Below are 15,275 nucleotides of genomic sequence, written 5' to 3' on the forward strand. Positions count from 1 at the left end.
AAGCAATAAAAAAGCTATCATTTTTGAAAATGCAAAAATAGCAATACCACTTTTAGAGGAAGTGAGCTTGTTGAAAAAAGTGGGCTTAGCTTTGTGCGGCGGCGCAGTAAGGGCGTTAGCCCATATTGGTGTGTTAAAGGTGTTTGAACGCGAAAAAATCGAAATTCATTCAATTTGCGGTACAAGCATGGGCGCCATTATTGGCGGTCTGCATGCTTGTGGGGTCAAACCCGGGGAAATGGAGTCCATCATTGATGAAATCTCCATTATACGAAATATAAATCTGGGAATTGGTCAAAAAGGCTTATTAGGAGATAAAGTGTATGGCTATTTGCTGCAAATTTTAGAAGAAAAGGCCTGTATCCAACAAATTGAACAATTAATGATTCCTTTTAAATCCGTCTCTGTTGACTTGATCAGCGGCCAACAAGTGATTCATGACCAGGGATCGCTGTTGCTAGCCTTAAAGGCAAGCTGTGCCATACCGGGAATCCTGCCGCCGGTAAGATGGGAAGGCCGCTTCCTCGTTGACGGCGGTGTATTAAATAATATGCCGGTTGATCTTCTCGACCGCACTATGGTCGATGTTAGGATTGCCGTTGATGTCAATCAGGCGACTATGGAAAAAGAACCACGAAATTTGCCTGAACTTCTTTTCCGCACATACAGTGTAATGATAAACAGCCTGCGGACAGCTACACTGCCTTACGCCGACATAATCATCCAACCAGACGTACATGGCATTTTTGCCTTGGATATACGTAAAATGAAAGCTGCCATTCGCGCGGGAGAGCGAGCTGCTGAAACGCAACTAAGCAACATCATTAATCTAATTTCATAATTAACTATTTCCCTGTTAGCAAGGTGTCTATACTTTGCCTAATCAAGAATTTTATCATTCTCTTGATGGTTAAAGAGCCCGGTCGCTGCTTCTTAGCGACCGGGCTCTTGTCAATATCTTGATCAATATCCCCGTACCTGTACCGGAACCTCTATTCCTGCGAACAATAAAGCTCAGGGTCAATGCGGCTGATTAGCGGTGAAACAGTGCCGCTGTGATAGAGCCTTAGGTGGTGCAAGGCCCGGGTGCAGATGGTGTAGAGAAGCTGACGGTCTGCTTCTCTACCATAGTCAACATTGTCGACATCGCTCACTAGCACGGCATCGAATTCCAGGCCTTTTGCTAAATAAGCGGGAATGACGACAGTACCAAGCGCGAATTCATCCTCTTCACTGGTGATGAGTGAGAGCCTTGTCTGGTTACGCAATGCCTCGAACAGAGTCCGGCTGGCGTGTGCTGTTTTGCAGATGATGGCAATAAACTGCTGCCCTTCAGCTTGGAGTTCTTGAATGGCTTGCAACAGAGCGGTGTAATATTCGCCAGGGCGGTTGATGCGGATCAGTTGCGGCAGCGGTCCGTCCCGCCGGACAGACTCGGTTCTTGCTTCCGGAGGCAGTAATGCCTGACAAAAGGCTTGAATTTGCCGTGTTGAGCGGTAGCTGCGCTGCAGTCGGAAAAAGACAGGGTTGTCTTTGCCGATGATGCTAGCGGCAGTTTCAAAATCAGCTGTCTGCAGGTAGGGGTGAACCGTTTGGGCTGGATCGCCCAGAACTGTCCAGGAACAGTTGGGGAAAAGGCGGGCCATGATCTGATATTGCAGAGTGGTATAATCTTGTGCTTCATCAATAATCAGATGCTTAATTTCCGACTTGACAGCAAAGCCCTCAAGCATTCCCTTCAAGTAGAGATAAGGGGCTGAATCTTCGTAGGGAATCCGTCCATCCCGCAGGCAGGCCAGAGTTCGTTTTTTGATGTTTTGCCAATCGGTAGGAATCGCCGTTCTCGCTGATAGGCTGCGGAATAGCGCTTCATCAGCAAAAAGGCGCTGATAGAGTAGCGTCGGGCTTAGGGCAGTAAGCCGCTCGATTTGCCGATACAGTGGCTCAAGCATTCGGCTAACCGACAGCCTCGCCAGCGCAGTAAGCGTTCGTTCGTTGACTTCCTCGCCGGTTTTCGCGATTTCGGCGATTTTTTGCTCGCGCAACTTGCGGACTAGTGGCTTCAGCCGGCGCTGGATCAGCTCGTGAATTTTAGTGAGCCTTCGGGCCGGTGCCCATAATGAGAAGTTATCCAGATAGTAAGTTTGCCAATCTTGACGGCTGAAGAGGATGTGACCTTCATGCTTGATGGCGGGAAAGTCTGCGACATATTGCCGCTCGATATGCTCGACATAGCGTTCCATGATTTGGGTAAAAGCGGCAGACGATTTATAGCGAATGCCGGCGGTACGAATTTCGAAGGCGGCAGTATTTTGCTGACTAAAAAGGGCTTCGAGATGATCAGTGCGGCTTTCGATCTCGATTGCTGAAACGTTATTAGGCGGATTAACGCAATCGTGAAACGTCAGTCGCAGGACGTTTTCCTCACCAATTTCCGGTAGGACGCTGGCGATATACTCGCTAAATAAGTGATTTGGCGATAGGATCAATACATTCTTTGCGGTCAGAGTTTCCCGGTCTCGGTAGAGAAGAAACGCGATACGATGTAAGGCAATCGACGTTTTTCCGCTGCCAGCCGGGCCTTGCACAAACATCACAGGCTGGTCTTGGCTGCGGATAATTTGATTTTGTTCGCGTTGAATACTGGTGACGATGGTATGCATCTGCTCATCAACGTTTTTGCTTAAGACTTCCTGTAGCAATTCATCATCAATCTTAATGTCTGCATCAAAACAATAAATCATATTACCATTGCTAATCTTGTATTGACGTTTACGGGTTATGATTCCCTCAATTTTGCCGGCGGGGCAGAGATACCAGGCTTTGCCGCGTTCGAAATCATAGAACATGCCAGCCACCGGTGTTCGCCAATCGTATACCAGTAATCGGCCGTTTACTTCATCAGTCAACGTAGTAATACCGATATAAAATTGCTCAGCTTCGATCGTATCGTTTTCGGTAAAGTCAAGTCGTCCAAAGTAGGGTGAGTCTGCCATGCGGATTAACTGGCGCCGTCTAGCCTCCGTGAGTGCGACGAGGCTTTTCTGGCGATCAATCGCTTCAATATATTGAGCCGTATCGGCGCTGTTGCGACCCGTATTCTCCCAATAGCTCTCGAGGGTATCTCTAAGCTCTGTTTGAGATTCGGTGCAGGTCCCGGTAACGCTGGTTAGCTGTTTGTTAACATGGCGGAGAACAGTCGATAGCTGATCAAGCTCTTCGCTGCGTTCTTGTTCGTTCATCGCTTGCGCTCCTTTCACAGTGGCAGGAAAATATGTGTAACAATCATTATAGCATGAAGTGGCAGAGAAAAGGTATCTTCGCAATTTCTAGTATGCATTATTCGATCTATTTGAAATCGCTATAATCACGATAACACTAAGCCTTATTTAAAATACCGAAAAAAGAATGTAGGGGTCGTCGATAAGCGATGCAATACAGGAGACAAACCAATCATTATCTAAGCCAGCGGCAGGTAAAGGAATTTCCTCCAGGCAGAGCGAAGACGACGCTAAGGGGTGATGAAGATGGCAGAAATTCGTTGGGGCATGATTGGCTGTGGTGATGTTACAGAGGTCAAGAGCGGTCCGGGATTCCAAAAGGCGCCGCATTCCCGGCTTGTGGCAGTCATGCGTCGTAATGGTAAATTAGCAGAGGATTATGCCCGCAGACACGGGGTTCCTAAATGGTATAGCGATGCAGATAGCTTAATTGCCGATCCTGATGTAGATGCAGTTTATGTTGCCACGCCTCCCGCCTTTCACAAAGACTATGCGATTGCGGCGGCAAGGGCGGGTAAGCCTGTCTATGTGGAAAAGCCAATGGCATTAACGTTTGCAGACTGTGAAGCAATGCTAGACGAGTTCCAGTCAAAGCAGATCCCGTTATTTGTAGCGTACTATCGCCGAGCCATGCCGCGATTTCTGAAAGTCAAAGAACTGCTTGACGGTAACGCGATTGGCGCGGTGCGCTTTGTTCAGGTCAGTCAATATGCCAGACCGTCAGAGAAAGACCTTGCCAAAGCCTTATCTTGGCGAGTCGATCCCCAAATCGCTGGCGGCGGGTATTTTTATGATATGGGGTCTCACACGATCGATTTTCTAGACTTTCTTTTTGGCCCGATTGACAAGGCTCAGGGATATGCCAGCAACCAGGCGGGATTATATGCAGCGGAAGACACTGTTGCCGGGTCCTTTGTTTTCAAATCAGGACTGCAAGGTGCAGGAACGTGGTGTTTCGCGGCTCCGTACGATTATGAGGCAGTGGAAATCATCGGCGAAAAGGGACGCTTGATTGTTTCGATGTTCGCCAACCTGCCGGTGCGTCTGATTACTGGAGCTGGGGAAGAACAATTCATGATTGAGCACCCAGCCCATGTGCAGCAGCCGCTGATCGAGACAGTAGTCAATGAGCTCCTGGGATTGGGGAACTGCCTGAGCAGCGGTATAACCGGCGCCCGGACGAATTGGGTGATGGAGCAGATGATTAAGCGAATCGACCGATAGCGAGTATATAGCCCGAGTAACAAGAATATAGCCTTCGTCCCGCTTTCCGTGATGCGAGATGAAGGCTTTACCTATTTTAGACTGATTTAAAAACCCTTTTAACATGCTCAACAAATGCCCGAACTGCCGATAACTCTAAAGCAGAGTGAGTGCATAAGAGCCAAGTTGGCCTGCATAGGGGTTGTCCATCCTTCCAATATAAGGGCTTGCTATACAGTTCGTGGTGACTGGAGACACCAATGGCGGGCAGTATCGCCCAGCCGAGTCCGTGACAGACCATCTGACGGCAGGTTTCCATACTGTCGAGCTCCATAGTTACCTTTGGCGGCTTGTTAAAGTTTTGCCGCCACCATTCTTCGAACATAGCTTGCAGCGGGCCGTCTGTTTGGGCGATGATACGCGGCTTATACGGCAATTCTTCAAGTTCAATCGGCTGACTGGAAACTAGACAAACTGGTTCGTTGAGTAGTAGATGCTTTTCTTCGTTCCAAGGGAATTCACCCCGCAGAATGGCTACAGATATTTCGTCTTTTTGCAGTAAACGATTTATCTTTTGGCTCATGCCAGTCTTGACTGAAACCTCAACATCGGGGTAGCTTGCAAGGAAATCTTTAAGAATTGAGGGCAGTTCATAGTGGGCAATTACTGCAGAGCAGCCGAGTCGCAAGGTGCCTTGAACCTTATTATCCATGTCTTGAATACGCTCTTTCAACTGAGTAAACCGCTGCAGCATCTCATCGGCGTAGGCAAGTAAATATTCTCCTTGCGGGGTGAGGGAAACTCCATTTGCTGTACGTACTAAGATCGTAGTGCCAAGTTCCTTTTCCATATTCTTCAGACGGTAGCTGAGCGCTGGTTGGGACAGATAAAGGCGTTCAGCCGCCTTGGTAACATTTTTCTCTTCAGTTACAGTTTTTAGTATAATCCAATCTTTGTATTCCATAGCCCACATTCCTTATTTTTATTGCCATATCTTTATTATAATAAAAATTGTTTATCGATTACAATAAAATTCAAATATTTTATTAATTGCAATTACTATAGTACACTGATTTTGGGATTACCCATGATTAAATATGGGAGGTAGTTAAGATGTTACTTTTACTTGGCGGCATTGTTGTTCTTATTACCGTATATTGCTTAGTTAAACAGTATGAGTCACGTATGGTTTTATTTTGTGCGGGTGTTGTATTGGCCTTTATGGCAGGTGACTTTATGGGGCCATTTAAAGCCTTTTCTCACGCTATGCTAGAAACTAAACTATTCGAATCGATTGTATCCGTCATGGGCTTCGCCATGGTTATGAAAGTAACAGAGTGTGATAAACATCTCATTAATTTACTGATTAAACCCTTGAAGAAGGCTGGGCCGTTACTGATTCCAGCGACAACTTTAGTAACGCTATTTATTAATACTTCAATTACTAGTTCCGCGGGCTGTTCAGCAGCTGTTGGCTCAATACTGATACCTCTCCTGATGGCGGCAGGTATTCATCCCGCAATTGCTGCTGCAGCTATCTATGCTGGAACATATGGGGCTATATTCAATCCTGGGTATGCGCAAGTAGCAATCGTTGTCAATGTGGCAAAATCTACGCCAGTAGCTGTTGTAGCTAATCATTTTACCGCGCTGCTAACTGCCGGGGTCATCGGTGCTTTTAGTCTGTTGGTAGTAGCCTACCTGCGAAAAGAGAATAAAGGCTATGAGCTGTCTGCAGAGAAAGTGGCAGAAGATGTTACGGGTGCTTTTAAGGTTAATCTGCTACGCGCCTTTATGCCTCTCCTTCCTATCGTCATTCTAGTTACGGGGAGTATGAACGTGATTGCGGCTTTTAAGCCATTGCAAATTTCTCACGCTATGATTATTGGCGTATTTTGCGCCTTTATCGTTACGAGAGTCAACCCAGCGAAGATTTCAAAAGAATTCTGGCACGGCGTAGGAGATTCATTTGGTCATGTGTTTGGAATTATTATTTGCGCCCTGGTCTTCGTTGGTGGCATGCAGTCAGTTGGTCTTATTAAGGCTCTTATCGATCTCATGGTTGCCAATCCCTCCATTGCTAAAATAAGCTCAGCTGCCGGACCGTTTATTTTAGGCGTGATGAGCGGATCAGGTGATGCAGCAGCCGTTGCATTTAACAAGGCGGTCACCCCTGAGGCCGTTAAGTTTGGTTTATCGGCTATGGATATGGGCAGTATGGCAGCTATTGGTGGTGCGCTTGGGCGCAGCATGTCACCAGTTGCAGGTGGATTGATTATTTGCGCTGGTTTAGCGGGTGTTTCACCGATGGAAGTAGCTAAACGCAATGCGCCTGGTATGGTCTTAGCCTGTGTCGCTACGCTAATTTTGCTGTTATACAAGTAACTATTCACTAATAATTTATTAAGGAGAATCAATATGACCGAAAGAATTAAGATGCTCACCCCCTTGGTAGAGATGGATGGGGATGAAATGACTAGGGTTATTTGGAAAATGATTAAAGACATTCTCTTGACCCCGTACATAGAACTCAAAACGGAATACTATGACCTTGGCCTTGAACATAGAGATAAGACTAATGACAAGGTAACCGAAGAATCAGCGCTGGCGATAAAAAAGTATGGAGTTGGCGTTAAGTGCGCGACGATTACGGCAAACGCAGATCGGGTAAAAGAATACAATCTAAAGCAAGTGTGGAAAAGTCCGAATGCGACAATCCGGGCTATCCTGGATGGAACAGTTTTTAGGACGCCGATTATTGTTGATAGCATTAAGCCCTTTGTGAAAACATGGAAAAAACCGATCACTATTGCCAGACATGCCTATGGTGATATATACAAGAGTATTGAATATCGGGTCAAGGCTAAGGGGAAGGCTGAGCTTGTTTTTACAACTGAATCCGGCGAGGTTTCCTCGCAAACAATCCATGATTTTGCTGGCCCTGGCGTAATTATGGGCATGCATAATCTTGATCAGTCAATACAAGACTTTGCCAGAGCTTGCTTTACATATGCTCTAGAGCAAAAGCAGGATCTGTGGTTTTCAACTAAAGATACCATATCAAAAACATATGACCATACCTTCAAAGATCTATTCCAGGAAATCTATGATAACGAATACAAGGATAATTTTGCAGCAGCCAACATTGAGTATTTTTACACTCTGATTGACGATGTTGTTGCAAGAATAATCCGTTCTGAAGGTGGAGTGGTCTGGGCTTGCAAAAATTACGATGGCGATGTCATGTCAGACATGGTGGCAACCGCATTTGGCAGTCTGGCAATGATGACATCTGTCCTTCTTTCTCCCGAAGGTTATTACGAATTTGAGGCTGCTCATGGAACTGTTCAAAGGCACTACTACAAGCACCTTAAAGGGGAAGAGACCTCAACAAACTCAATGGCCACCCTCTTTGCCTGGACTGGAGCGTTGAAAAAACGTGGTGAACTGGATGGACTTAACGAGCTAGTTGACTTTGCGAATAAATTGGAAAAAGCCTCGATTCAAACGATTGAGGAAGGCGTAATCACCAAAGACCTTGCAGAGCTTTCGGAAGTCAGACAAAAAAGGGTTGTAAATACAGAAGACTTCTTGCGAGAAGTAAATAAACGTCTTATAGCCATTCTGTAATGAGTACAGGCAGCGGAGCCAGCGGTAGCTGGCTCTTTTCTTTTTGTAGGAAAAAAGGAAATCTACTTATTTGTAGAGAAAGAAGACGGCAGTAGCAGGTGAAGGAGGATATGTATGAAACGGATAGGCAGGTATGTGATATTGTTTACTCTGGTTTGTCTTTTCGTATTATCAAATTCGGCGCTGGCTAGTGACTTCTCGGCAGATCTCATAACTGTATCAGGTAATGAGAAAATGGAAGGTAAGGTTCTGGTCGGCAAGGAAAAAATGCGTTTTGAAACAGATGAAATGATAACAATCACCAGAATGGATAAACAGGTTGTCTGGATGTTGATGCCTGGCGAGAAAATGTATATGGAACAGCGGCTCAGTAAAGGCAATGTTGTGCCATCCAAGGAGCCGGCGCAAGGGGAATTGGAACGGATACATCTGGGAACTGAGATGGTTAGCGGCAAATCTGCTGATAAATATCGTATAACAGTGAACACTAATGGTCAAAAAGAATCGTTCTTCCAATGGAGTGCCAAAGATTCTGGCTTTCCTGTGAAGATGGCGGCAATTGATGGCAGCTGGTGGCAAGAGTACCGGAACTTGGTTATCGGTGAACCACCAAGCAGCGTGTTTGAGATTCCTGCAGGGTATCAAAAAATAGATATGCCTTTTTGATATCTGGTCAGAAAGTGAACTGGGGGTGGATTCGTGCCTCTTTGTCCAGGCTGTTTTGAGCAAACTCATAATCTGGGCGTTTGCCCCATCTGCGGTTATCGGGAGGGTACACGGCGGAGCTCTTTATTGCTACCGTACGGAACCTTGTTGCGTAATCAGTATCTGATTGGCAATGTGCTTGGTAATCCAGGCGGATTTGGCATCACCTATTTAGGATATAACCAAAAGCTTGAATGTAAAGTCGCGATTAAAGAGTTTCTGCCGCGTGAAATTGCCGGACGCAGTATTGACGGGATCGGCGTAGAAGTACATGCTGCGAATGATGCGCATATCTTTGCGGCAGGTCTTGAGCAATTCTTGCAAGAAGCGCGTTTACTCGCGAAATTTGCTCATGCGAATATTGTGCGGGTCATTGATTTTTTTGAGGAAAATGGCACCGCTTATCTGGTGATGGACTATTACTCTGGCGTAACCCTAGTGGAGTATGTGGAGAGAAACGGCGGCTCATTGTCACAACGAGCGGCTTTAGAAATATTACTGCCGATCTTTGATGGGCTTAGAGAAATTCACGCGAGGGGTATTCTCCATCGTGACATTAAACCGCAGAATATCTATATAACGACACAGGGGCGGCCGATTTTACTAGACTTCGGGGCGGCTCGTCAAACTGTTGAGGCACTGAGTCAGGGGTTTTCATTACTGATTACACCAGGCTTTGCGCCGATTGAGCAGTATGACAGGCAGGGGAAGCAGGGGCCTTGGACTGATGTGTATGGTTGCGCGGCAACCCTTTATTATATGCTGACAGGGCATGCTCCCCCAGATGCGGTTAGCCGTATGACGAAGGATAGCTTCCAACCTGCAATTGAGGCACAGACCGGGTCGCCGGGACTGCTGCTGGCATTGGAAAAAGGGCTGGCATTGTTACCCGAGAACCGGCTGTCTAGTATTGCTGAATTTCAAGAATATCTGTCAAATGAAACGATCAGAATTCCTAAGAGCCGAGAGGATGTCACTCAACTGTTAACAACTCAGCCGATGCTACATATTCCGCAACGAACGGCTGCAGCCGGTAGTGAAGAAACTGCGGAGCTTCCCTCAGAACCAGCACGGCTTCGCCCTGTTTGGCGTAACCCGAAAATGAAAATTTGGCTACTGGTTTTGGCAGTAGTTATCGGTATTGGCGTTTGGTATTTCCAACATACTCCGGTCAACCAGTTGACCCAAAAGGGAATTCCGTTTACAGAACAGGCATTTTTCCAAGCGGTTCGCACAGACAATCAGGAGGTTGTTAAGCTGTTCCTTGCTGCTGGCTATAAGCCGGACCATGCAGCGCAAGACACTGGAGAAACTGCGGTGATGGCTGCTATCGAGGCCGGGCAGTTCCCCATGGTTAACTATTTAATTGCTCAGGGAGCCAGTCTTGATCGTAAAGACTATCAAGGCCGTAAGCCGATGGATATCGCTCTTAAACAAGGCAATATTCAGATTCTCAAACTGTTAATGGATCAGCAGAAGCGCGGCCCTGATAGCAAAGACGAGCACGGTAGAACCCTGCTGGAGCAGGCAATTCTGGCTGGTAATATGAATTCTGTTAAATTTGTCATTGAGCAAGGGGCTGCGATTAATACTGAGGACATTCATGGCAACACTCTGCTTGATCAAATGCTGGCAGCCGGTAATCAGCCAGTCGCCCAGCTCTTGAAGTCGCTGGGAGCTAAACGAAATGTCAACAAAGACTTTGTTCGTGGCCAGTTAAACGAAATAAAAGTACCGCCAGGCGATACTACAGGTTTTGAGATCGACTTGCTGGGCAACGGTCTTGGTCAACAAATTACGCTCACTCGACAGAATTCCTCGCGGGGTACTGTTGCGATTTCACAGGATGGTCGTCTGCTGGCAGAGTACGGTAACTTCAGGTCACAGCGTTGGTATGCGGCCAATTTGCGTGATGATAATACGCCTGACTTGATATATTTTCGCCTGGTAGGATCCGACTTTATCGAAGAAATCAAGATTATCGGCAGAACCGGCAAAGAGACAATTGGCTTACTATTTGCACCAGATCTTGGCATGCTCAGATCGATGGGACTTCTCCACGGTCAGGCCGGGATACAGCTCGAGGGTAAACAGCTTATTGTTTACAGTGGTAAAAACCGAGCAGTTGTCGAATGGTCGCCTGAACAACAGTCTTTCCGCATGCGGAAGCTATAGGTTGAACTGAAAACGCAGAACGATCACAGCCTTTAACTCGCTATTACCGCGAGTTGGAGGCTGTGATCGTTATTTTGCCTATAGTCTGCCTTATTGCTTGATTCCCGGGTGCGCGGTTTGTAAATTTATTATTAACGGAGAAGGATTATGTCGAATTTTAGCGAAATTTATACCATATTTTGATATCGATACTCGGGGGAGGATTCACTATGTCAATCAAAACTAAGCTACTGACAGTCGTATTTATACTATTTGTCTTTATTGTCGGCTTGTTAGGAATCAATTTTTATACATTCGGCGTTTTGCAGGGAGATGCGCCAGCGATTAACTTGTCTGGCAATATGCGGTTTCGCGCCTACAAACTTGCTCTGCTCAGCAACCAATACGCTGCGGCACCTGCTGGCCGGAAAGCGGCTTTGGGTAATGAGATTGAGCAGGAGATTGCTTTCTATGACACGATAATCAACGGTTTTGCGAAAGGGGATGCGACGCTAAATCTTGTTGCTCTCAGCGATGCCGCGAGTAAGCAGGAATATGAGAAAGTGAAAACCCTCTGGGAGAAATACAAGGCGTCGCTTCGCGGGCTAAAGGACGCTCCGGATATGCAAGTCAAAGTAGAACAAATTAATTTGATGGTCCCGGAGTATGTGTCAGAAGTCAACCAGCTGGTTAATTTGTTAGACAAAAGTTCGCAAAATAAAATTATGATGTCCAAACAAGTTCAAGTGGGAGTCTCGCTGCTAGGGCTGTGTGCAGCGGTATTTGCCTTGTATATCATTCTTTATAAAGTTATCCGACCAATACGCGAATTGGCGTCTTCCTTCGCTCAGGTGGCAACCGGAGAGGGCGATCTTACGGTTCGCTTGGATGATAGCCGGCAGGACGAAATCGGCGAAGTGACGAAGTACTTCAACCTGTTTATCGCTAATGTGCAAAAAGTCATCCAGGTTTCACAAGATACGGCTCAGCAAGTTAACCAGCTAGCCGAACTTCTTGCTAAGGCGAGCGACGAGAGCAGCAGGGCGGTTGAACATGTGGCGATTACAGTACAAAATGTTGCTGAAGGCGCAAATACGCAAAATGAGAACATGACAGCGTTGGCAGCCAATACGGAAGATGTGGCCAGCGGCATCCGCAAGATGGTTGCCCACGCCAAGGATGCATCCGATCTGTCCGGGGAGTCAGAGCTTCAGGCGAATAAAGGCGGCGAAAACGCCAAGATCGTCAGCGACCGCACCGAACAATTAAAACAAACCGTAACCGAGGTCACAGGCAGTATTACGCGATTATCCGAACACTCGAAAGACATCAGCCAAATTATTGATCTCATTAAAGCAATCTCCGGTCAAACCAACCTGCTTGCCTTGAATGCGGCAATTGAGGCGGCCAGGGCCGGCGAAGCGGGCCGAGGTTTTGCCGTTGTCGCCGAGGAAGTCCGCAAATTGGCAGAGCAGACAAACCAAGCAGCCAACAGCGTCACCGATAAAATCCTGCAGATTCAACAGCAAGTCGATACTGTGCAAAATGCCAATACGCTATTGGGCGGCGAATTATCGCACATCGAAACAGCGGTGGCCGATTTGGCCAGCGCACTGCACGAGATCATGTCCGGGTCGGCAAGCAGCAAACAGGCAGTAGAGGAAATCGCTCTGTTAAACGAACAGGCTTCAGCCAACTTTACGGCGATTGCAGCTTCCTCGCAGGGAATTGCCGGAGTCTCCAAACATATCGCCGCTCAGTCGGAAGATTCAGCGGCAGCTATTGAAGAACAGACCGCGTCAATCGAGGAGTTCACTGCAACGGCTCACCAGCTCTCCCAATTGGCAATGACAATGGATAATTTGGTAGCAAAATTTAAGGTATAAACGTTTTTCGCCAGTACCCTACTAATAAGCAGGAAGGCCTCATCCGACGGATGAGGCCTTCCTGTATGAACAACGTACGCGGGGTACGCAAGCAAGTCACCGCAGGAGTGATTGCGCAACTCTTGGCGCTTTAGCGCCGTAGTGTTGGCGGCATACCCCTTGCGGGTGCAACGGTCGAACGCTATGCCATCCTTGGCGCGTTCGACACTAGCGCATCCGTGCGCGTCGCAGATGGCGTTTTGTAACAGCCTCTATTAAACTCTGAACCGTCTGATGGAATGCTGCAGCTCTTCGGCCAGCTTTGCCAGGGATTGGCTGGAGGAAGCAATTTCGCCCATGGCGGCTGCTTGTTCTTCAGTTGCTGCTGACACGGTTTCGGTTTGCTCGGCAGTTTGCTTGCTAACTTGGTCAATATCGCGCACAGAAGCGACAATTTGCTGGCTGCCTTGCGCCAACTCGTGAATGGCGGCCGTGATTTCTTTAATTTGGCCGGAGACGCCGCCAAGTTGGTTTGCAATATCATTAAATGTCGCACCTGCTGACTGAACTACGTTTGCGCCGGCGGCGACTTCCTTGGTACCCTGATTCATCGCTACAACTGCACCCTCGGTGTCTGCCTGGATTTGACTGATGATCGTGGCGATTTGCCTTGCCGCTTGCTCAGAGCCTTCAGCCAACTTGCGCACTTCTTCGGCCACGACCGCGAAGCCTCTGCCTTGCTCGCCGGCCCGAGCTGCCTCAATGGCGGCATTTAGGGCTAGCAGGTTTGTCTGGCTGGCAATACCAGCAATCGTGTCGATAATTTCGCCAATCTGTTTGGAGCTATCCCCCAGTTTGGCGACGATTTGCGCTGAGCCGGATACAGACTCTTCAATTTTGCTCATTTGCCTGACTGCTGCCTCTACCGTATTTCGACCGGTAGCTGCTGCGGCAGTCGTCCTGTCTGTCGTGTTTTCCACCAGATTCGCATTGGCTGCGATCTGTTGAACGCCGGCCGACATTTCTTCGGTTATCGCAGCAGTACCATCCAGTGCCTTAGTCTGCCTCGATACACCGTGGGCTACTTCTGAGATAACGACAGCGACTTGCTCTGTCGCTTGTGACGATTGCTCGGCGCTGGCGGTGAGCTCTTCGGAAGCAGCAGCCATTTGTTCGGACGACTTCATGATATTTGTTACGATGTCGCGCAAACCTAGGCGCATCGTCTCCAATGACGCAGCTAGAGTATCAACCTCAGTCACACCGCTGGCGCTAATGACGTTACTCAGATTACCCTCGGCTATCTGATCGGCGTCTTTCGCTAAACGGTTGAGTGGCTTGATAATACTTTTGGCAAGATAAATAGCGGCAATGCCGGCAAGTATTGATGCGACGAGAATAAGAAGCGCGATACTAACCAGACTTTTGGATACCATTGCCGTAATTTCCGCAGTCGGCAAATAAGTTAACACACCCCATTTGAGCATTTTCATCGGCGCGTAGGCGACTAGGGAAGCGGTGCCTACGGTCGATTGTCCTTCGGCGCTACCTGCCTTGCCGGTGATTACGTCCTTGATATAGGGTAGTGTTGCTACATTTTCATTCTTGAGGACTCGTTCTTTATTGGGATGGGCGATCAGGGTGCCTTTGTAGTCAACAACATCAATATAGCCGCTTTGACCAATAGTGCTTTTGGCGGCAATCTCCCAAATTGCTTTTAAACTAATATCGGCAGCAAATACACCGACAATTTTCCCAGCTGGATTTTTAATCGGTGTTGAGATCGTGATTGTTGGCGCATTGGTGAAAGCAGAAATATAGGTATCGGTAAAGAAGGTTTTGCCTGATAAGGCTTCTTTAAAATAAGCGCGATCCGCTCTGTTTGCCAAATTGCCAGAGGTACGAGCAATCTGCATGCCGTTTGTATCCATGACAAAGATCAGTTCATATTGCGGGTTTTTCTGTTGTGCTGCCACGATCATTTCGCGGACAGCCGCTGCATCCATGGAGTAGGCTGTCGGTGAAATCGCAAGCGCTTCGACCAGTCCCTGGACGTCGATCATAAAACGCTCGATTTCACTGGCGATCTGGCTGGCAATGGTTTGGTTGCTCTCAGCCACCTTGTCCTTTGTCGAACTGACCGACAAATACATGTTGACTGCGCCGACCATCGTGGCTGACAAGAAGGCAACTACGACAATTAGCATAATTAGGCGCATCTGTAAACTCTTTTTCACTTCTTCACCCCTCTTGAGAATAGGAAAAAAATAACTATTTCTGATTAAAATTATCACATAAGTGTCGAATCGTGTCAACTCTGGTAATTAAGAAGCGCCCCTGCTGTACGAATGTTTGTACGGTAGGGGCGGCGGTATTCAAACAAAGGTACGGTTACCACGGAAGAAACAAAGGGTACACGGAAGACTTAGCAGTTTTT

Annotated in this window: 10 protein-coding genes; 7 read left to right on the forward strand and 3 right to left on the reverse strand. The window is 47.4% G+C overall.

Annotated features, from left to right (window positions below; all coding sequences use genetic code 11):
* Positions 1 to 67 precede the first annotated feature (67 nt).
* A complete protein-coding gene (locus tag AXX12_RS08835; RefSeq protein ID WP_197470681.1) occupies positions 68 to 841 on the forward strand; it encodes a patatin-like phospholipase family protein in 774 nt (257 codons plus the stop codon).
* Positions 842 to 992: 151 nt separating this feature from the next.
* On the opposite strand, the gene AXX12_RS08840 is transcribed toward AXX12_RS08835, so the two are convergent.
* Positions 993 to 3,242, reverse strand: coding sequence for a HelD family protein (locus AXX12_RS08840; RefSeq protein WP_066241133.1), 2,250 nt, complete (start codon positions 3,240 to 3,242; stop codon positions 993 to 995).
* Positions 3,243 to 3,527: 285 nt separating this feature from the next.
* Here AXX12_RS08840 and AXX12_RS08845 point away from each other — a divergent pair, with 285 nt between their 5' ends.
* On the forward strand, positions 3,528 to 4,505 hold the full coding sequence (locus AXX12_RS08845) for a Gfo/Idh/MocA family protein (protein WP_231881848.1): 978 nt from the start codon (positions 3,528 to 3,530) through the stop codon (positions 4,503 to 4,505).
* A gap of 76 nt (positions 4,506 to 4,581) precedes the next feature.
* Here the strand turns inward: AXX12_RS08845 and AXX12_RS08850 are convergent, their stop codons facing one another.
* Complete coding sequence (locus AXX12_RS08850; protein WP_066241139.1) at positions 4,582 to 5,448, reverse strand: LysR family transcriptional regulator; 867 nt, start codon at positions 5,446 to 5,448, stop codon at positions 4,582 to 4,584.
* A gap of 149 nt (positions 5,449 to 5,597) precedes the next feature.
* On the opposite strand from AXX12_RS08850, the gene dcuC reads away from it, so the two are divergent.
* From dcuC to AXX12_RS08875, 5 genes are all read left to right on the forward strand, one after another.
* Positions 5,598 to 6,869: a C4-dicarboxylate transporter DcuC gene (dcuC, locus tag AXX12_RS08855; protein WP_066241142.1), complete on the forward strand. Its 1,272-nt coding sequence runs from the start codon at positions 5,598 to 5,600 to the stop codon at positions 6,867 to 6,869.
* Positions 6,870 to 6,902: 33 nt separating this feature from the next.
* On the forward strand, positions 6,903 to 8,114 hold the full coding sequence (locus AXX12_RS08860) for an NADP-dependent isocitrate dehydrogenase (protein ID WP_066241145.1): 1,212 nt from the start codon (positions 6,903 to 6,905) through the stop codon (positions 8,112 to 8,114).
* 114 nt (positions 8,115 to 8,228) lie between these two features.
* Complete coding sequence (locus AXX12_RS08865) at positions 8,229 to 8,780, forward strand: DUF4412 domain-containing protein (RefSeq protein WP_066241148.1); 552 nt, start codon at positions 8,229 to 8,231, stop codon at positions 8,778 to 8,780.
* A 126-nt stretch (positions 8,781 to 8,906) separates the two neighbouring features.
* Positions 8,907 to 10,994: a protein kinase domain-containing protein gene (locus AXX12_RS08870; protein ID WP_197470682.1), complete on the forward strand. Its 2,088-nt coding sequence runs from the start codon at positions 8,907 to 8,909 to the stop codon at positions 10,992 to 10,994.
* A gap of 209 nt (positions 10,995 to 11,203) precedes the next feature.
* Entirely contained in the window at positions 11,204 to 12,859 is a 1,656-nt protein-coding gene (locus AXX12_RS08875; RefSeq protein WP_066241153.1) for a methyl-accepting chemotaxis protein, read from the forward strand.
* A gap of 254 nt (positions 12,860 to 13,113) precedes the next feature.
* Here AXX12_RS08875 and AXX12_RS08880 read toward each other — a convergent pair whose 3' ends face one another.
* Complete coding sequence (locus AXX12_RS08880; protein WP_231881849.1) at positions 13,114 to 15,075, reverse strand: methyl-accepting chemotaxis protein; 1,962 nt, start codon at positions 15,073 to 15,075, stop codon at positions 13,114 to 13,116.
* Between the last annotated feature and the right edge of the window lie 200 nt (positions 15,076 to 15,275).

The organism is Anaerosporomusa subterranea, from assembly GCF_001611555.1.
Classification (GTDB): domain Bacteria; phylum Bacillota; class Negativicutes; order Sporomusales; family Acetonemataceae; genus Anaerosporomusa; species Anaerosporomusa subterranea.